This is a genomic window from uncultured Duncaniella sp. (assembly GCF_910578445.1).
Taxonomy (GTDB): domain Bacteria; phylum Bacteroidota; class Bacteroidia; order Bacteroidales; family Muribaculaceae; genus Duncaniella.
This window is the reverse complement of record NZ_CAJTQC010000012.1, coordinates 26,418-43,907: the sequence shown is the minus strand read 5'-3', so window position 1 is coordinate 43,907 and position 17,490 is coordinate 26,418. Positions and strand designations below refer to the sequence as shown.

The 17,490-nt window shown below is 52.1% G+C and carries 12 protein-coding genes; 4 read left to right on the top strand and 8 right to left on the bottom strand.

Translation table 11 applies throughout. The annotated features are described in order from the left end of the window. Positions 1-36 precede the first annotated feature (36 nt). The 4 genes from QZ311_RS06705 to QZ311_RS06690 form a co-directional block, all read right to left on the bottom strand. Positions 37-801: a TIGR03915 family putative DNA repair protein gene (locus QZ311_RS06705; protein ID WP_297065800.1), complete on the bottom strand. Its 765-nt coding sequence runs from the start codon at positions 799-801 to the stop codon at positions 37-39. Positions 802-825: 24 nt separating this feature from the next. After that, positions 826-2,088, bottom strand: coding sequence for a putative DNA modification/repair radical SAM protein (locus tag QZ311_RS06700; protein WP_297065797.1), 1,263 nt, complete (start codon positions 2,086-2,088; stop codon positions 826-828). Between the two features lie 157 nt (positions 2,089-2,245). Beyond that, positions 2,246-4,327 (bottom strand): M3 family metallopeptidase, encoded by a 2,082-nt coding sequence (locus QZ311_RS06695; RefSeq protein ID WP_297065795.1) that lies wholly within the window; start codon positions 4,325-4,327, stop codon positions 2,246-2,248. 94 nt (positions 4,328-4,421) lie between these two features. Next, positions 4,422-6,629: a tetratricopeptide repeat protein gene (locus tag QZ311_RS06690; RefSeq protein WP_297065791.1), complete on the bottom strand. Its 2,208-nt coding sequence runs from the start codon at positions 6,627-6,629 to the stop codon at positions 4,422-4,424. Positions 6,630-6,741: 112 nt separating this feature from the next. Here QZ311_RS06690 and QZ311_RS06685 point away from each other — a divergent pair, with 112 nt between their 5' ends. The 4 genes from QZ311_RS06685 (at position 6,742) to QZ311_RS06670 (ending at position 12,635) form a co-directional block, all read left to right on the top strand. Further along, on the top strand, positions 6,742-7,911 hold the full coding sequence (locus QZ311_RS06685) for a 1-deoxy-D-xylulose-5-phosphate reductoisomerase (RefSeq protein ID WP_297065788.1): 1,170 nt from the start codon (positions 6,742-6,744) through the stop codon (positions 7,909-7,911). A gap of 56 nt (positions 7,912-7,967) precedes the next feature. Continuing rightward, positions 7,968-9,323 (top strand): RIP metalloprotease RseP, encoded by a 1,356-nt coding sequence (gene rseP, locus QZ311_RS06680; RefSeq protein WP_297065785.1) that lies wholly within the window; start codon positions 7,968-7,970, stop codon positions 9,321-9,323. Positions 9,324-9,347: 24 nt separating this feature from the next. Further along, entirely contained in the window at positions 9,348-10,538 is a 1,191-nt protein-coding gene (locus tag QZ311_RS06675; RefSeq protein WP_297065782.1) for a class I SAM-dependent rRNA methyltransferase, read from the top strand. Positions 10,539-10,637: 99 nt separating this feature from the next. Further along, positions 10,638-12,635, top strand: a complete 1,998-nt coding sequence (locus QZ311_RS06670) for a dihydrofolate reductase (RefSeq protein ID WP_297065779.1) — start codon at positions 10,638-10,640, stop codon at positions 12,633-12,635. Positions 12,636-12,777: 142 nt separating this feature from the next. Here QZ311_RS06670 and QZ311_RS06665 read toward each other — a convergent pair whose 3' ends face one another. From QZ311_RS06665 to hemW, 4 genes are all read right to left on the bottom strand, one after another. Further along, positions 12,778-14,490 (bottom strand): alpha-amylase family glycosyl hydrolase, encoded by a 1,713-nt coding sequence (locus QZ311_RS06665; RefSeq protein WP_297065776.1) that lies wholly within the window; start codon positions 14,488-14,490, stop codon positions 12,778-12,780. A 49-nt stretch (positions 14,491-14,539) separates the two neighbouring features. After that, on the bottom strand, positions 14,540-15,340 hold the full coding sequence (locus QZ311_RS06660; RefSeq protein WP_297065772.1) for a patatin-like phospholipase family protein: 801 nt from the start codon (positions 15,338-15,340) through the stop codon (positions 14,540-14,542). A gap of 154 nt (positions 15,341-15,494) precedes the next feature. Next, a complete protein-coding gene (locus QZ311_RS06655; RefSeq protein WP_297065769.1) occupies positions 15,495-16,259 on the bottom strand; it encodes a glycerophosphodiester phosphodiesterase family protein in 765 nt (254 codons plus the stop codon). Between the two features lie 56 nt (positions 16,260-16,315). Then, entirely contained in the window at positions 16,316-17,431 is a 1,116-nt protein-coding gene (hemW, locus tag QZ311_RS06650) for a radical SAM family heme chaperone HemW (RefSeq protein WP_297065766.1), read from the bottom strand. Between the last annotated feature and the right edge of the window lie 59 nt (positions 17,432-17,490).

Below are 17,490 nucleotides of genomic sequence, written 5' to 3'. Positions count from 1 at the left end.
GAATTCTGCGTAAAGTTACAGAATTCCTGACAATCGTCATTGCATCTCGGTGAGATATTTCCAGAATCTGACAGGCATGTCCTGACGTTGCTTGCGCGGGTTGGTGCGTTCGGTGATGGCTGTATATCTGACATAGTTGCGCCACAGTTGCTGATAGAGCCGTTCGTCGGGGTCCATCAGTTCGTCAGACAGGCGGCCGGTCGATAGGTGATAGCTGTCAGACCGGAGTGTGATGCGTTTTGTCTCTTTCCCGTCGTAGTGATAGCCGTAGTCACGGATGCGGTCGTAGATGATGAACGGCTGGTCGGAAAAACGGTCGGCGAAATGTTTTATGGCAAACGGCAGCACATCGAACAGGGGCTCTACCATTGAAAAATAAGTTCCGTCGACCGCTTTCTGGAACCTGACGAACTGGAGCAGCCGGTGGGCTTCGCCTCTGACGCGCCGCCCTTCCTTGACGACGGCAAGGACTGCCGGGTCGGAAAAATCATTCTCGATAGACGGTGTAGTGGTGACAGCACGGCTGATGAAACGCAGTGCCAGAAGCGGAAATCCGGCATTGTCGGTGAGGAAGGCCGTCATGAGTGCGGTGCGTGCGCCTGACGAAATTGACGCGGAGAGTTTTTTCCAGACGCGGGTGCTCTTTTCAAGGTCGGTGTCGACTTCGTGGAGTGTGTCGTAGAACAATGGCATGTCGCCGTCGGGCGGAAGGAGTGCGTCGGGGCGCTCCTTGCGCGCAAACGAGTCGAAAACCGCCGTGAGCAGTCCGTCGAAACTTCCGTCAAAACGATAGATGACCATTGTGGTGTGGATTGTTAGGAAATTTTATGAGAAATCTAACGACAGTTGCAGCGGGCTTTCACCTTTGAGCTTGCGCGGCGCAGTCAGAATCCTGCGCACATATTCCGGCGACGTGTCGGCAATCGTTCCTGCGGTCAGTTCTCCGCAGGTGATGAAATATTTCGCACGCTTCATGACGACACCTATTTTTGACAGGTGTGACGAATTGAGATGACGGTAGCGGCGTGCGTTGACGATGAGTGTGGCGGATTTCACACCGATTCCGGGCACGCGCAATATCATTTCGTAAGGTGCGCGGTTGATATCTACCGGGAATGCTTCGGGGTGGCGCAGCGCCCATCCGAGTTTGGGATCGACCTCAAGGTCGAGGTTGGGGTTGGTGTCGTCGGCAATCTCTTCGGCCTTGAATTGGTAGAAGCGCATCAGCCAGTCGGCCTGATAGAGTCGGTTTTCGCGCACGAGCGGTGGCTGTTTGAGTGCCGGCAGCCGGGAATCGTAGGTGTTGACGGAGACGTAGCCTGAATAGTAGACGCGCCGCATTGTCGGCATTGAGTAGAGCGACGATGAGGCCATGAGGATATCGCGGTCGGTGTCGGGGGTAGCGCCGACAATCATCTGTGTGCTCTGTCCGGCCGGAACGAAGCGCGGGACGTGGCGCATTGTTTTCCTGTCTTCCTGACATTGCAGCACACCCTGCCTGATATATCCCATCGGCTCGAAAATGCTCTGATGGTTCTTTTCAGGTGCAAGGTATCTGAGCGATTCCTCGCGTGGGATTTCGATATTGACGCTCATTCGGTCGGCATAGCGTCCGGCTTCGTTGACGAGTTCCTGAGATGCGCCGGGAATGCTTTTAAGATGTATGTAGCCGTTGAACCGATGGATGGTGCGGAGGTCTTTGGCTATGCGTGCGATGCGTTCCATCGTATAGTCGGCGTTGCGCACCACACCCGAACTCAGGAACAGCCCTTCGATGTAGTTGCGGCGGTAGAACTCCATCGTTATGTCGACAACTTCGGAGACCGAGAGCGTGGCTCGCGGGATGTCGTTTGACCGTCGGTTCACGCAATAAGCGCAGTCATACTTACAGTAGTTTGTAAGCATGATTTTCAATAGCGCTATGCAACGTCCGTCGGCTGCGAAGCTATGACAGATGCCCACACCGCCGACTGTGTTTCCCACGCCTTTGCCGTCGTTGCGCCGCACAGTCCCGCTCGACGAGCACGACACGTCATATTTGGCTGCTGCCGCCAGTATTTTCAGTTTTTCGAGTGTGGCTTCTGTCATAATGATGCAAAAGTAGGAAACCTGAGTGCTTAAATTTTGCTCATTGGAGTTAAATAAGGTTAACCGTGGCTGAATTGAAAAAAATAATCAGGCGGTTAAAATTTCCGATTGGATTTTTAACCGCCTGAAAGTTTTTGGCATTATCTTGTATCAAGTATTATTTATCCTTGGGGACGGGCAACTTTCCCGAAGGTTTCTGAGAGATGCCGTCGCGCTGGAGAAGTGCGTCGATTGAGGCGTCTTTGCCACGGAAACGGCGATAGAGTTCGTCGGGTTTTTCTGTGCCGCCGCGTGAAAGGATGTTCTGACGGAATGATTCGGCAGTAGCGCGGTCGAAGATTCCGTTTTCCTTGAAATGAGCGAAGGCGTCCGCATCGAGAACTTCGGCCCACTTATAGCTGTAGTATCCGGCGGCATATCCGCCTGCAAAGATGTGGGAGAATGTGCTGCCGGTCATGCTGCCTTCAATCGGGTCGAACATTGCCACGGATGCACCTGCTTTCTGCTCGAATTTTTCCGGGTCGTCGACCGGAGCGGTGATGCTGTGCCATGCCATGTCGAGGAGTCCGAAATTGAGCTGGCGGAGACATGCGTAGGCCGCGCCGAACTGCGATGAGCTTATGATCTGGCCGACGAGTTCCGAGGGAATGGCCTCGCCTGTCTCGTAGTGGCGTGCGAATCCGTCAAGGAATTCTTTTTCGGTGAGATAGTTTTCATTGAATTGCGAAGGAAGCTCGACGAAGTCGCGGAGCACGTTTGTGCCCGACAACGATGCGTATTTTGTGTTTGCAAGAAGTCCGTGGAGACCGTGGCCGAATTCGTGGAGGAATGTCTCGACCTCATAGGGTGTCAGGAGCGAGGGTTTAGAGCCGGTTGGTTTGGTGAAATTCATCACAATAGACACGTGTGGGCGTATCACTTTTCCGTCGGGAGTGATTTCCTCGCTCTTGAACTCTGTCATCCATGCACCGGGACGCTTGCTCTCGCGGGGGAAGAAGTCGGTGTAGATGACTCCGAGAAACGAACCGTCGTTGTCGATGACATCAAATGCTGTCACGTCGGGGTGATAGACAGGAATATCGGGATTCTTCTTGAATGTCACGCCATAGAGACGTGTCGCGAGGCCGAACACTCCGTCGATGACATTGTTGAGCTCGAAATACGGACGGAGCTTTTCCTCGTCGTAGGCATACTTGGCGTTCTTGAGCTTGTTGGCATAATAGCTGTAGTCCCACGGCTTAAGTTCTATGGTCTTACCCTCGATTGACGAAGCATAGTCGGCAAGCTCCTTGAATTCGGCTTTCTGTGCCGGGAGATATGCGTCGCGCAGGGAGTTGAGCAGCTCGTAGACTTTGTCGGGGGTCTTCGCCATAGTCTTTTCGAGAGCATAGTGCGCATATGTCGGATAGCCGAGAAGATTGGCGATTTTCATTCGTGTCTCGGCGATTTCCTTCATTATCGGGAGATTGTTGTATTCGCCCTTGATGTTTCGGCCTGTGTAGAGGCGATACATCTTTTCGCGGAGGTCACGACGGTCGCTGTATTTCATAAAAGCCATGTAGACCGGCTGGGCGAGAGTGAAGAGATATTCTCCTTCGCGGCCCTTTTCGCGTGCGGCCAGAGCTGCAGCCTCGACAGAACTTTCGGGAAGACCGGCGAGGTCGTTTGCTCCGAGCCAGATTTCATAGGTGTTCATTTCCTTTAGCACGTTCTGGCCGAAAAGTGTGGTCAGCTCGCTCAGACGGCTCGAAAGTTTTGAATATGTCTCGCGGTCCTTTCCTTCGAGGAGTGCGCCGTTGCGCACAAACGAGTCGTAGGTGCGTTTGAGCAGCATGCTGTCCTCTTTGGCGAGATTATAGTCGCCACGGCTGTCATAGACGGCCTTTACTCTTTTCCACAGACCTTCATTGAGCGAGATTGAAGTGGAGTAGTCCGACAGACGGGGTGTGATTTTCATCGACAGCTCCATCATGTTGTCGTCGCTGAGAGCCGAGAGCAGCGGGTCGAACACCATAAGCACACGGTTGAGGTCGGTGTCGGCGTGTTCGAGCGCCACGATTGTGTTTTCAAATGTCGGGGCTTCAGGATTGTTGACGATAGCGTCGACGGCTTCAAGGCCGAGGCGGATACCGCGGTCGATGGCCGGTTCGTAGTCGGCGAATGTTATTTTGTCGAAGGGGGCCGCTCCGTGGGGGGCGGTGTTGAATTCTTGGAAAAACGGATTTTGAGCTTGTATCATAATGCTTGCGGCGGCAAATGCCGATAATAGGATTTTACGCATGTAAAAATTTTGAAGATATGACAGTGAATGGTTAATTAATGTACGGTTTTCTTCAGACCTTGTGACCGAGAGCCGACGAGCGTTTGATTGCCTCGTCGAGAATCAGGCCGAGTGTCAGCGGGTCGATAGCCGACATGGATTTGTAGGTCTCCATGTCTGATTTGAAAGTCCTGACGAAATTTCCAGTGTCGAAATTATCAGCGGCTATTGCCTCGGCGTAGAGTCTCACTCCATTGTCGAGGTTTCCGCTGAGGATTTCGATGTGTCCTGCGTGCATGTAGTCCGATGCCGAAGGTGTGCGCGAGAGCAGCGCGTCGGAATATCGACGGGCCTTATCAAGATTGTTTTCCAACAGTGCGCATCTGACAAGCGGACGCGACGAGCGGTCTGATTCGCCCTGCAGGAACTCAACTTTGTAGAGCAGCTGCATAGCTTCGGATGTCTGTCCGTTTTCGAGATGGCACAGAGCCAGATTGAGCGCCACGTTTGCGTCGTCGGGATTTGCTGCCGCAAGGCGTGAGTAGTATTCGACGGCCTTTCCCCAGTTGCGGGAGTTGCGGTGGCAGATGGCGAGTCGCTTGATGGTCCAGAGACTTTCGGCGTTGAGCAGCTCGCTCTGTTCATAATATCTGACGGCTGTGTCTATCGCCCCGAGCATCTGCATGCAGTAGCCCATTTTCTGATAGAGCTGTGCCGATGGCGGGATTTTGTCTGACAGACGTTCGAACACATCGAAAGCGTCGGCGAAATGCTTGTGTTTGAAATAGAATTCTCCGACGAGGAGCAGAGTGTCGGCATCGTCGAATATGTCGGACAGCAGCGGGACTGTCACAAGGTTGAGCGTAGTGGCGAAGGGATCGTTGAATTCGCCCTTGCGTCTGAACAGGCGGAAGAAACGGTAGATGTCCTGCACGTATTTTCCTGCAAGGCGTTCGCGCCCTTTCTGCGACGAGTCGATGTCGCCGAAACTCATCGCCGCCATCTGTGCCGAATGGGCTTTGAGCTGCGATGACATCATCTGTTTCTGGGCTTCCGGCACTTGTGCGAGCGAGAGGATGATTGAATATTTGTCGCTGTTGCAGAACATCGGAGCGCTTTCCATTATGTCGGCAAGCATACGGACTGACGCGTCGTTGCTCCCGGCGATGGATGAGTGTGATGTGTGGAAGGGGAGAAACCAGTTGGAGATGTCGTTGAAAAACGGGAAGGTCTTGAGCTTGCTGAAGGTGACCATCATCACGTCGCCTCCGTCTTCCTGTATTTCCTGAAGCTCTTTAAGCTTGTCGGTTATTCCTGATTTATCGAGCAGTTCGGCCCATTCAGGATTCTCTTCAATTGATTCCGGATCGAGCGGTTTGCGTCCGAGTTTCTCAAGCTCCGGCTGGAGCTTCATCATCTCAGGAATCACTTCGTCGGTCAGTTTACGGCCGATTCGCTCCGTGTCGCGTGCGCGGATGAATTGCAGGAGTGCCATCCTCACGTCAGCACCCCAGCGGCTGTCCTCGCGTAGTGAGTCGAAGCGGCGGGAGAGAGATGGCGAAAACGGTCTGTCGCGCTGAACCGACATGACGATAAGCATCGAACACAGCGCGCGCACTGATATTTCCGCGTTGTCCGAGAGATAGGCATCCATGAGCAGACGCATGCGTTTCTCGTCGGGATATTCGAGCTGACCTAACATCAGGGCTGACACACACAGTTGCTTGAAGTGTCCGGCGAGCGATATGTCGCTCAGGAGATTGCCTATGGCTGCGGCATCGTCGACCGTGAGCGGATATGTAATCCAGATGAGGTTGAATATTCTTTTTTCGAGATCTTCGGCACGCATGGAAAATTCTTTCCCGGCCTTTTCGACATCTTCAGTGAGCATCGCCATCTGCAAGCGCCGGTTGACACGGCGGTATTCGTCGAGCAATGTGGCAATGCTTATGTCGGGGCGCATGTTCTGATAGCGCAGGGTGTTGAAATATAGGGTAGGGGCATCGTCGAGGCGCGAACGGCGGTGAAGTTCGTCGGCAAGCGCCCGGATGTCAGCTATTATCCCGGCATATAGCTCGGGGCGTGCCGGGTCGGGCATGCCCTGCAGTGCGTAGTGGGTCATCAGCTCGTAGCTTTCGCGAAGACGCGATGTGGCCGAGCGCAGTTCCGGGACAGCCCCTAATGTGGCCGATGCGTTGTCAATCAGGTCAAGCGCGTCATTGACACGCCTTTGGCCGATGAGACGTTCAAGATCCTTGGATATATCAATTTGGTGGTTCATAGATAACTTATATATGCAAAATTACTCAAAAATCCGCAAAAACCGTGCCAAAGTGAGGATTTTTGCGTATTTTTGCAGTTCTTAAACATGCTCTTTATAGATTTATCCACTCATGCCACATAACATAGCAATCCTCGGCTCGACGGGGTCGATAGGAACGCAGACTCTTGATGTGATTTCGCGCTTCCCTGAGCGCTTCAAGGCTACCGTGCTTGCCGCCGGTTCTAATGTAGAGCAGCTTATCGAACAGGCTGTCAAATTCCGTCCCTCTCTGGCTATAATCGCCGACGAATCAAAATATGCCCGTCTGCGCGAGGCTCTTTCTCCTCTTGGCATCGAGACAGCAGCCGGCAGCGCAGCTATGGCTGACGCGATGGAGCGTCCTGATTTCGATACGGTGGTCACTGCGACTGTCGGCTACAGCGGTTTGCTTCCGACTGTCCGTGCGATTCGTGCGGGTAAGCAGATTGCACTCGCCAACAAGGAGACTCTCGTGGTGGCCGGCGAGCTGATCACAAGCCTTCTCCGTGAATCGCCTGTCAGGGTGATTCCGGTCGATTCCGAACATTCGGCCATCTACCAGTGTCTGGTGGGTGAAGATCCGGCGACTGTCGAAAAACTTATCATCACTGCCTCCGGAGGTCCGTTCAGGTCGTTCTCACGCGAACAGATTGAAGGTGTCACCCCTTCGCAGGCTCTGCGTCATCCGCGCTGGAACATGGGAGCTAAAATCACCATTGATTCGGCTACTATGCTCAACAAGGCTTTCGAAATCATCGAGGCCCGCTGGCTTTTTGATGTGAAGCCCGACAGGATTGAGGCCGTTGTCCATCCTCAGTCAATCGTCCACTCAATGGTCGAGTTTATCGACGGAGCAGTGAAAGCACAGCTCGGAATCCCCGACATGCGTCTGCCCATACGCTATGCGCTTGGCGATGCTACGCGTCTCCCGTCGTCGGAGCGTCCGCTCTCGCTCACTGACTACGCGCAACTCACTTTCGAGAAGCCCGACCCTGAAAAATTCCCCTGTCTGACCCTCGCTCCCTATGCGCTCAATCGCGGAGGCAACGCCGCATGTATCATCAACGCGGCCAACGAAGTGGCCGTGCGCGCTTTCCTCGATGAAAAAATATCGTTCCCGGAAATATACGGCACTATCACGCGCACTCTCGATGCGATTCCATTCATTCAGTCGCCGACGCTTGATGACTATGTGGAGACCCACAGGGCTGCCATCACTTTTGCCGAGGAACTCACAGGCTGCAAGATTCCTCTGCGCTGACCGTGACAGACGCGGGACACGCACAAAGTTAAAACATACATCTGATTTAAATTTTAATGGAAACATTTCTCATAAAAGCGTTACAGCTTATTGTCGCTCTGGCCTTTCTTGTAATCATACATGAATTCGGTCATTTCATATTCTCACGCATATTCGGAATAAAGGTCGAGAAGTTCTACATGTTCTTCGACCCTTATTTCTCACTCTTCAAATGGAAACCGAAGCCAAAACCCGGTGCTGACCCGAATAAAAGTTCGTGGCGCGACACCGAATATGGCATAGGCTGGCTTCCGCTCGGCGGATATTGCAAGATTGCCGGTATGATTGACGAGTCGATGGATACCGAGCAGATGAAACAAGAACCAAAACCGTGGGAGTTCCGCACGAAACCGGCCTGGCAGCGTCTGCTCGTCATGCTCGGCGGCGTGATGTTCAACTTCATTCTTGCGATTCTTATCTATGCCGGCATAGCGATGCTCTGGGGTTCGCAATACATCCCGTTTGATGCTGCAACCGAGGGCTTCGACTTCACACCGGCAGCCCAGAAGGTGGGTTTCCGTAACGGCGACATCCCTTACATGGCCGATGGAGAGCTGCTTGACGCTTCGAAGGGTGACTATCCTTATAAGATGGCCGATGCGAAGGTGGTCACTGTCATCCGCAACCACAAGGACACGGTCAACATCGCCATTCCCGATGATTTCCTGTTCCGTCTGAACGACGACAAAGGTTTCCTTGCCTACCGTCTGCCTGTCTACATCGATCGTATCGTGCCCGGCGAGGCTGCGGCCAAGGCAGGATTGAAAGAGGGCGACCATATCATTGCGGTCGACACCATCCCGACTCCGTCATATTCAGAGCTGACTGCGGCACTCCGCAGCTATGCCGACAAAAAAGTCCCTGTCACGGTTGAGCGCGACGGAAAGACTCTGAAGATTGAAATGACGCCCAATTCCCATGGCAAACTCGGTTTCCAGCTCCGTCCGCTGACCGCTGTCTACGAGCCTGTCACCATCAGCTACAACTTCTTTGAGTCATTCCCCAAGGGGTGGGAAATCGGTACGAGCACACTTTCGAATTATGTAAGTTCGATGCGTCATGTCTTCTCGCAGGAAGGTGCTGAGAGCATTGGTGGATTCGGTGCGATCGGCAACATGTTCCCTGAACGATGGAACTGGCTAAGCTTCTGGGAAATCACCGCTTTCCTCTCGGTCGCTCTCGCGTTCATGAATATTATTCCCATTCCGGGACTCGACGGTGGACACGTGATGTTCCTCCTTTGGGAAATCATCACCGGCAAGCAAGCTCCCGAAAAAGTCCTCATTGCCGCGCAGTATGTCGGCATGGCGTTCCTGCTCCTGCTCCTGCTTTATGCCAACGGCAACGACATCTTCCGGGCATTCTTTAAATAACACAGCAAATTACTGTATTGATATATGTCATCACAACTTAAAACCATCACACTCAAACGTGGAAAAGAGGAGTCGCTCCTGCGTTTCCACCCGTGGGTATTTTCCGGTGCGATTTCACACCTCCCCGAAGGACTTGAAGAGGGCGAGACTGTGCGTGTCGAAGCAGCCGACGGCCGTTCACTCGGTGTAGGTCACTATGAGATAGGTTCGATAGCCGTCCGTATGCTCGATTCTTCAGAGCGGATGATTGATTCGTCGTTCTATGCCGAACGTTTGTCGCAGGCATGGGAACTGCGCAGGAAACTCGGTCTCATACGCCCCGACAATTCGACTTTCCGCCTTGTTCATGGCGAAGGTGATTTCCTTCCGGGATGCGTTGTGGATATTTATGGAAATACAGCTGTGCTTCAGGCTCATAGCCCGGGCATGCACTTCGCACGCGACATTATCGCCCGTGAGCTTACCCGTTTGCCCGACGCCGGCATCAGGAATGTGTATTACAAGTCTGAGACCACACTGCCTTTCAAAGCGCGCCTTGATCCTGTCAATGATTATATAATAGGTGGCTTTGATACGAATATCGCGGTTGAAAACGGTCTTAAGTTCAACATCGACTGGCTTAAGGGGCAGAAGACCGGATTTTTCGTGGATCAGCGCGACAACCGTTCGCTCCTTCAGAAATACAGCGAGGGGGCAAAGGTGCTCAACATGTTCTGCTACACTGGCGGATTTTCTGTCTATGCCATGCGTGGAGGTGCTGAACTCGTCCATTCGGTCGATTCATCAGCTAAGGCAATCACACTTACGGATGCCAATATAGAGTTGAACTTCCCGGGCGACGAACGTCATAAGTCATATGCCGAGGATGCTTTCAAGTTCCTTGGCCGTATGGAAAAGGGGGCATATGACCTGATTGTCCTCGACCCCCCGGCGTTTGCCAAACACCGCAGCGCAATACGCAATGCGATGATCGGCTATCGCCGTCTGAATGCTGCTGCTTTCGAGAAGATTGCGCCCGGTGGAATTCTTTTCACATTCTCCTGCTCGCAGGCCATCAGCAAGGAGCAGTTCCGTCTTGCCGTCTTCACCGCAGCTGCCATGTCGGGTCGCAGGGTGCGCATTCTCCATCAGCTCACCCAGCCGGCCGACCATCCCGTCAACATCTATCATCCGGAAGGCGAATATCTCAAAGGCCTCGTCCTCTACGTAGAATAAATACAAGTGTGTAGTAACTTCCTCCTTAACACTTAATATTTAATACTTCATCCTTAATACTTAATACACGTGTCACTAACCAAATTCATTTTTCCCGCTATGGCAGCATTAGCCATAACGTCGTGTGCGTCAAAAGCAACCGACCAAGTCAAGGCTGACGATTTTGACTATACAGTCGATCGTTTTGCCGACATTGAAGTGCTTCGTTATAAAGTGCCTGATTTTGAGAATCTGACTCCTCAGCAGCGCATACTCATCTACTATCTGACCGAAGCAGCCCTCACTGGCCGTGATATGCTCTGGGATCAGAACGGCAAATACAATCTTGCGATACGCGACCTTATCGAGAATGTCTACAAGTCTTATGACGGCGACCGTGACAGCAAGGATTTCAAGGCGCTTGAAACTTATCTCAAACAGATTGAGTTTGCCAACGGTATCCACCACCACTACTCGATGGACAAGTTTACACCTGCGTTCTCTCGCGAGTTCCTTGCTGAGAATGTTGCAAAGCTTCCCGCCGACAAGCAACCTGAAAACATCGACACGCTCTATGAGGTGATTTTCAATCCTAACGTAATGGCTAAGCGTGTGAATCAGGCCGAAGGTCAGGACCTGATCGCTACATCTGCCAACAATCTCTATGACGGCGTGACTCAGGCCGAGGTCGAGAAGTTTTATAATGCTCTCAAGGACACAACTGACGCCACTCCCGTGTCATGGGGTCTGAACACCCGTGTCATCAAGGAAAACGGCAAAGTTGTCGAGCAGACCTACAAGGTAGGCGGTCTGTATTCCGAAGCCATCACCCGCATTGTCGATCTTCTCGGAAAGGCAGCGCAATATGCCGAGAATGACACGCAGCGTGGTGTCATCAACAAGCTTATCGAATTCTACACCACAGGTAACCTCAAGGCATTCGACGATTATTCGATTGCTTGGGTTGAGGACACCGCATCGAGAGTCGATTTCATCAACGGCTTCATCGAGAGCTACGGTGACCCCCTTGGCATGACCGGTGCTTTTGAATCGATTGTCAACTTTAAGAATGAAGAGGCTTCTCACCGCACAGAGCTTATCTCGGGTAATGCCGAATGGTTCGAGCAGAACTCGCCTGTCGATCCGCGTTTCCGCAAAGACAAGGTGAAAGGTGTGACCGCCAAGGTCATCACGGCTGCAATCCTTGCCGGCGACGCATATCCTGCCACTCCTATCGGCATCAATCTTCCCAATGCCAACTGGATTCGTGCTGCCCACGGTTCGAAATCGGTTACACTTGAAAACATCACTCAGGCCTACGACGAGGCTTCTCACGGCAACGGTTTCAACGAAGAGTTTGTCATCGATAAGGAGACCTCTGATCTCATGGACAAGTATCTCTTCATCACCGACAATCTTCACACCGACCTTCACGAATGTCTTGGTCATGCCTCCGGCCGTCTGCTCCCCGGTGTAGACCCCGATGCGCTCAAGGCCCACGGTTCGACTCTCGAAGAAGCTCGTGCCGACCTCTTTGCCCTCTACTATCTCGCCGATCCTAAGCTCCTCGAACTTGGTCTGCTTGACAATCCTGATGCCTACAAGGCTGAATACTATAAGTTCATCCTCAACGGTCTCATGACTCAGCTCATGCGCATCGAGCCGGGTAAGGATGTCGAGGAAGCCCACATGCGTAACCGCCAGCTTATTTCTGCATGGGTTTATGAAAAGGGTAAAGCAGACAATGTAATTGAAATGGTGAAGCGCGACGGCAAGACCTACATCAAGATTAATGATTACGCCAAACTCCGCGATCTTTTCGGACAGCTCCTTGCCGAAGTGCAGCGAATCAAGAGCGAAGGCGACTATCAGGCCGGACGCGATCTTGTCGAGACTTATGCTGTAAAGGTTGATCCCCAGCTCCACAAAGAGGTGCTTGACCGCTATGCTACTCTCAACATCGCCCCCTACAAGGGATTTGTCAACCCTGTCTACACTCCTGTGACCGACAAGGATGGAAATATAACTGATGTAAATATTACCTACGAGGAGGACTATCTGCCTCAGGTGCTCCGCTACTCTGAGCAGTATCGCACTCTTCCTGCCAACAGCAAGTGATGCTGACGACATGCGTCTTTTAAAGGACGCGTGACACAATGATAAAAACCAAACGGTCCGCATGTCTCGGTAGACATGCGGACCGTTGCTTTTTTAGTCGCTCAGGGATGAAAATGGAGCGGAATTTTCGTTGATAAAGTTCTTATGAACGGCTCGGAATGCGCTTCACCTGACGGTGTCTGATTTTCCAGACCACGGCATCGTGGGGAGGAATCATTGTTCTGAACGGCTTTGTCGCACGTAGCTCCTTGATGTCCTGCTGGCGTGTGATGAGTTCGGTGGCGAACACCTCTCCTTCGGGGATGTTGAGCATGTCGAACGCATGGCGAGGAATATTGATTGCGAGGTCACAAGAATCAGCCGCGAAATTCACCGCGATGATGAGCGTTTCGCCGTCATATGAACGGATAAACGCATACTGGCGGTGGGGATTGAGCGTCGGATTTTGATAGTTGACATACATGAGGTCGAAGAAACGGCCGTTGGAGATTGCACGTTCACGGTTGCAGAGTCCGAGGATAGTGCAGTATTTGGCTCTCAGCCAGCGTTCGCGGGGAGTGAGCTGCGATCCGTCAGGATTGCCGTGGTTGTACCATCGGCGCAGGGTTGCCACACTCCAGTAGTCAAATATTGTCGTGCGTCCGTCATAACCGCTGAATCCTTCCGTGTCGGTCGCCTGTTCGCCGAGTTCCTGTCCTGCATATATCATCATCGGACCGGTTGATATCATCGAGCTGATGACGAGCGACGGGATAACTTTTGCTGGATCTCTGGCATAGAATTTCGAACCGAAGCGCTGTTCGTCGTGATTCTCAAGGAAGTTAAGCATGTGTGCGGAGATTCCCTCGACTGTCTGCCAGCAGTTGGTGATTGTCGCAGCCGAGAAGTTTGAACACTGTATGCCGCGCAGTGTGTCGTAGAGGTTCACTTTGTCATAGAGATAGTCGAAGCCTCCCTTTTCAATGAAGTCGCGGTAGATTTTGACGTCATAGAGCTCGGCTATGAATTTGATTCTCGGATAGCGGTCCTTGACATTTGGGATAACCCACTGCCAGAATTCGAGAGGAATCATGTGGGCCATGTCACATCTGAATGCATCCACGCCTTTCGATGCCCAGAACCGAAGTATGTTGAGCATCTTCATCCATGTGTCAGGAATCGGCTGATAGTGAGTGCTCCAGTTGCCCGGATCGCGTCCGTAGTTGAGTTTCGCTGTCTCATACCAGTTGTTGACTGACGGAAATGCCGAGAAACAGTCATCGCCCGTAGCTTTTGCCGGAAATTCGATGTAGGCTTTCTTGCCTGTGCCGAGGTCGATTGACGGGGCAAAAAGCTGGCGGGTCATATAGTAATAGTTGTTATTGGGGCTGAAAAACATTTCAGTGTTGTCATCTTCCCCGAAATCCTTTACACCGGCGGGTTTGGCGTCGCTGTTGTAGCAGCGTGCTGTGTGGTTGGGCACGAAATCGATTATAACCTCGAGACCAGCGTCATGGGTGCGGGCGACGAGTGCCTCGAATTCGCCCATACGGTCTTCGACATTTTCCGCAAGGTCAGGGTCGATGTCATAATAGTCTTTTATTGCATAAGGCGAACCGGCCTGACCTTTGACCACATAAGGGTTATCGGGTTTGATGCCATACCGGCTATAGTCGGTTTTGGTAGCATGTTCGATTATTCCGGTATACCATACGTGGGTCACCCCAAGTTCCTTGATTCCGGATAGAATGGCATCGGTGATATGGTTCATTTTGCCCGAACCGTTCTGTGAATAAGTGCCGTTGGGCACACAATGAGTGTTTGTATTTGTGAAGAGACGTGGTAAAAGCTGATAGATGACTGGTTTCTGATCCATTATATTTCTTTACTGTATATTGCTGCTGTGTGTTGATAATCAAATGTTCCTATTTCTTTCTGACAGGGCCTCGATAAGTGAAGCCTGCATCAAGCAACGCTGATAGAGTGTTGTCGTAACCCGAGCGGAACACACGCCGGATTTCTTTGAGGTTGAACACCTTATAGGATGCGACATCGTCAATGCTGATGGCAAGGTCGCAGAGTTCCATCTGCGATTGCGAGTTGTTTTTTACGAGAAGGTCATATGTCCGGTGGGCAATGTCCATGATTGATTTGGGCTTGCCTCTGCGGGGGACGGGACTGCAGTTGATGCCGATGACATATTTGCAGCTGTCTCTGAGCGCCCACGCCGGAAGGTTGGCGAGCACACCGCCGTCGACATAGGTCACTCCGTTGATTCTCACTGGCTTGAACACGATGGGTATGCTGCACGATGCTGCTACGCAGTCAACGATACTGCCTTCCGAGAATGCCACAGGCTTGTTGTTGTCGAGGTCGGTCGCGCAGATGAGTGCCGGAATCGGAAGATCCTCGATGCGTTCATATTTAATCTGCTTCTTAAGGAATTTCTTGAAGCCGTCCATTGAGAAAAATCCGTCGCGTGGCACTCCAAGTTCCGCAAGGTTTCCGAAAGACATATTGCTGAATGCGGTCACAATTTCTTCCGGGGCGATTCCCGAGGCATACATTGCTGTCACGACTGAGCCTGCGCTGACACCGGCGATTATGTCGGGTTTGATGCCTACTTCCTCAAGTGCGAGCAATGCCCCTGCATGTGCGAACCCACGTGCTCCCCCTCCGCTGAGGACGAGACCTACCTTGTAAGGTTTTCGTGAAAATTTAAGCATGTCAAGCATAGCCGGTACACAAATTTGATTAGCCGTAAATTAGCGGATGCAAATTTACGCAATTTCCACGAACCCCGAGCCACATCACGGTTAAAATGCTTGCAATTTTCTTGCCCCTATGTTAAAAACAGCGTGGAAATGACACATTTGACCGCTATGGCACGATATAGTCCGTCACCATATAGTCGACTCCGCAGTTTTTGAGTCTCGTATATTCCTCAGGTGTGTTGACTGTCCACACGTTGACTTTTACGCCTGCGTCATGGTAGCGTTTCACACAGTCGGCATCGACGAGGTCGGCGCGTATCTGCACGTCGAGTTTGCGTGAGCACGACCATTCGAAACGCTCCTGCCACTTTGCATCGGCCTGAAACTGGAGTCTGATTTCCGGATGGTTGGCTCTCAGATAGTCGATATAGTCCGGTTCGGAGGTGAGTATGACGCATTTGTCGGCAACACCTTTCTCTGTGATAAGCCTTGCGAGAGGTGAAAGATGTCCGCAATCTTTCGTGTCCTTTGAAAATGTTTTCAGATGGAGCAATGGTGCGACTCCGTTTTCTTTGCAGATGTCGAGAAATTCACCGACAGTGCATATTCCCGACCCTTCATAGGTGGCGCTGTCGCGTGTCTGTGTGTAGCGTTCGGTGCGAAGTTCGGCTATTGTCGAGTTCGCAATTTTCATTTTTCCTCCCAGACGGTCGGTCTTGCCGTCGTGTGATGTGACAAACACCGAGTCGGCTGTTGCGCGCACATGTGCTTCCATCATCCTGAAGCCACGCCGTGCGCCTTCTCTGTAGGCTTCGGCTGTGTTCTCTATGGCATATCCGCAACCGCGTCGGCCGATGAGTGTCGGTTCGGAGGCTTGTATAAAAATGGCGCTGCCAATGACAGCCGGTAGTAACAGTTTGAATCGTTTCATGGTCGTGAGGTATCTGATTTTTAGTTATGAACAGGTTGAGTTATGAACAGGTTGTTTTAAACTTTGATGAGTTCGAGCAAAATGGAGTTTGATGTCAGCCATTGGCTTTCAGGGATTACATATCGGTTGTCGGGAGTGAGAATCAGCCGTCCGTCTTCCACCATTGGCGAGGATTCTTTTTGGAACGATTCGGCCATTTTCAAGCCGAACTTTCCGCTGATTTCATCGAGGCTGATTCCGCGCGCTGTCCGCAGACGGGTGATGAGCATGTCGTTGAACAGATTTTCAACCGTTTCATCTTCCGTCTCGTTTACGCCTGAGCCGTTTCCGTCGATATATTTTTTGAGATTGCATGGATTTGCCGACCGCTTTGTGCCGTCCCAAGAATGCGCACCCGGCCCGAGCCCTATGTATGGCGAACCGTCCCAGTATGACGAGTTGTGGATTGCTTCCTTTCCCGGCAGGGCGAAATTTGAGATTTCATAGTGGCGGTAACCCTCCTTTGCTGTGGCTTCGCATAGAAGTGCATACATTGTTTCGACGACTTCGTCGGGCGTTTCCGTGATTTTGCCTTGGTCAAGCATGACCGAAAGGCGCGTGCCGGGTTCATATGACAGCAGATAGGCCGAGATGTGTTCGGGCCTGAGACCGGTTAGCGTTGAAAGCGACCGTTCCCACGACTTCATGTCCTGTCCGGGCAATCCATAGATGAGGTCGCAGCTGATATTGGCGATTCCTTCAGCGCGCAGGGTCTCGACTGCTTCGATGGCACGGGAGGCGGTGTGCCGTCGGCCTACAGTATGCAGTTCCGAGTCGTCAAACGACTGGATTCCCATGCTGACACGTCGCAAAGGTGTCTCATTGACGATAAACCTCACCCAATCCGCACTCACGTCCTCCGGGTTAGCCTCGACTGTTGCCTCACGGAGTAGCCGTGGGTCAAGGTCGAGTGCGTCGATTATTCGCTTGAACAGCTGAGGTGGTAGCGACGACGGTGTCCCTCCACCGAAATATAGAGTGTCGACAGCCTCTTCAAGAGTTTCGGAGCGGACATGCCATTCATTTATGAGCGCGTCGGTGTAAGCTTCCATCCATTCCTTTCGGGGTGTTGAGTAGAAGTCGCAATAGGCGCATTTCGAGTGGCAGAAGGGGACGTGTATGTAGAGTTTCATCGTCTGTGTCGCGGAAATCTCAGATGGCTTCTGATAATTTTATTTATAAATAAGGTATA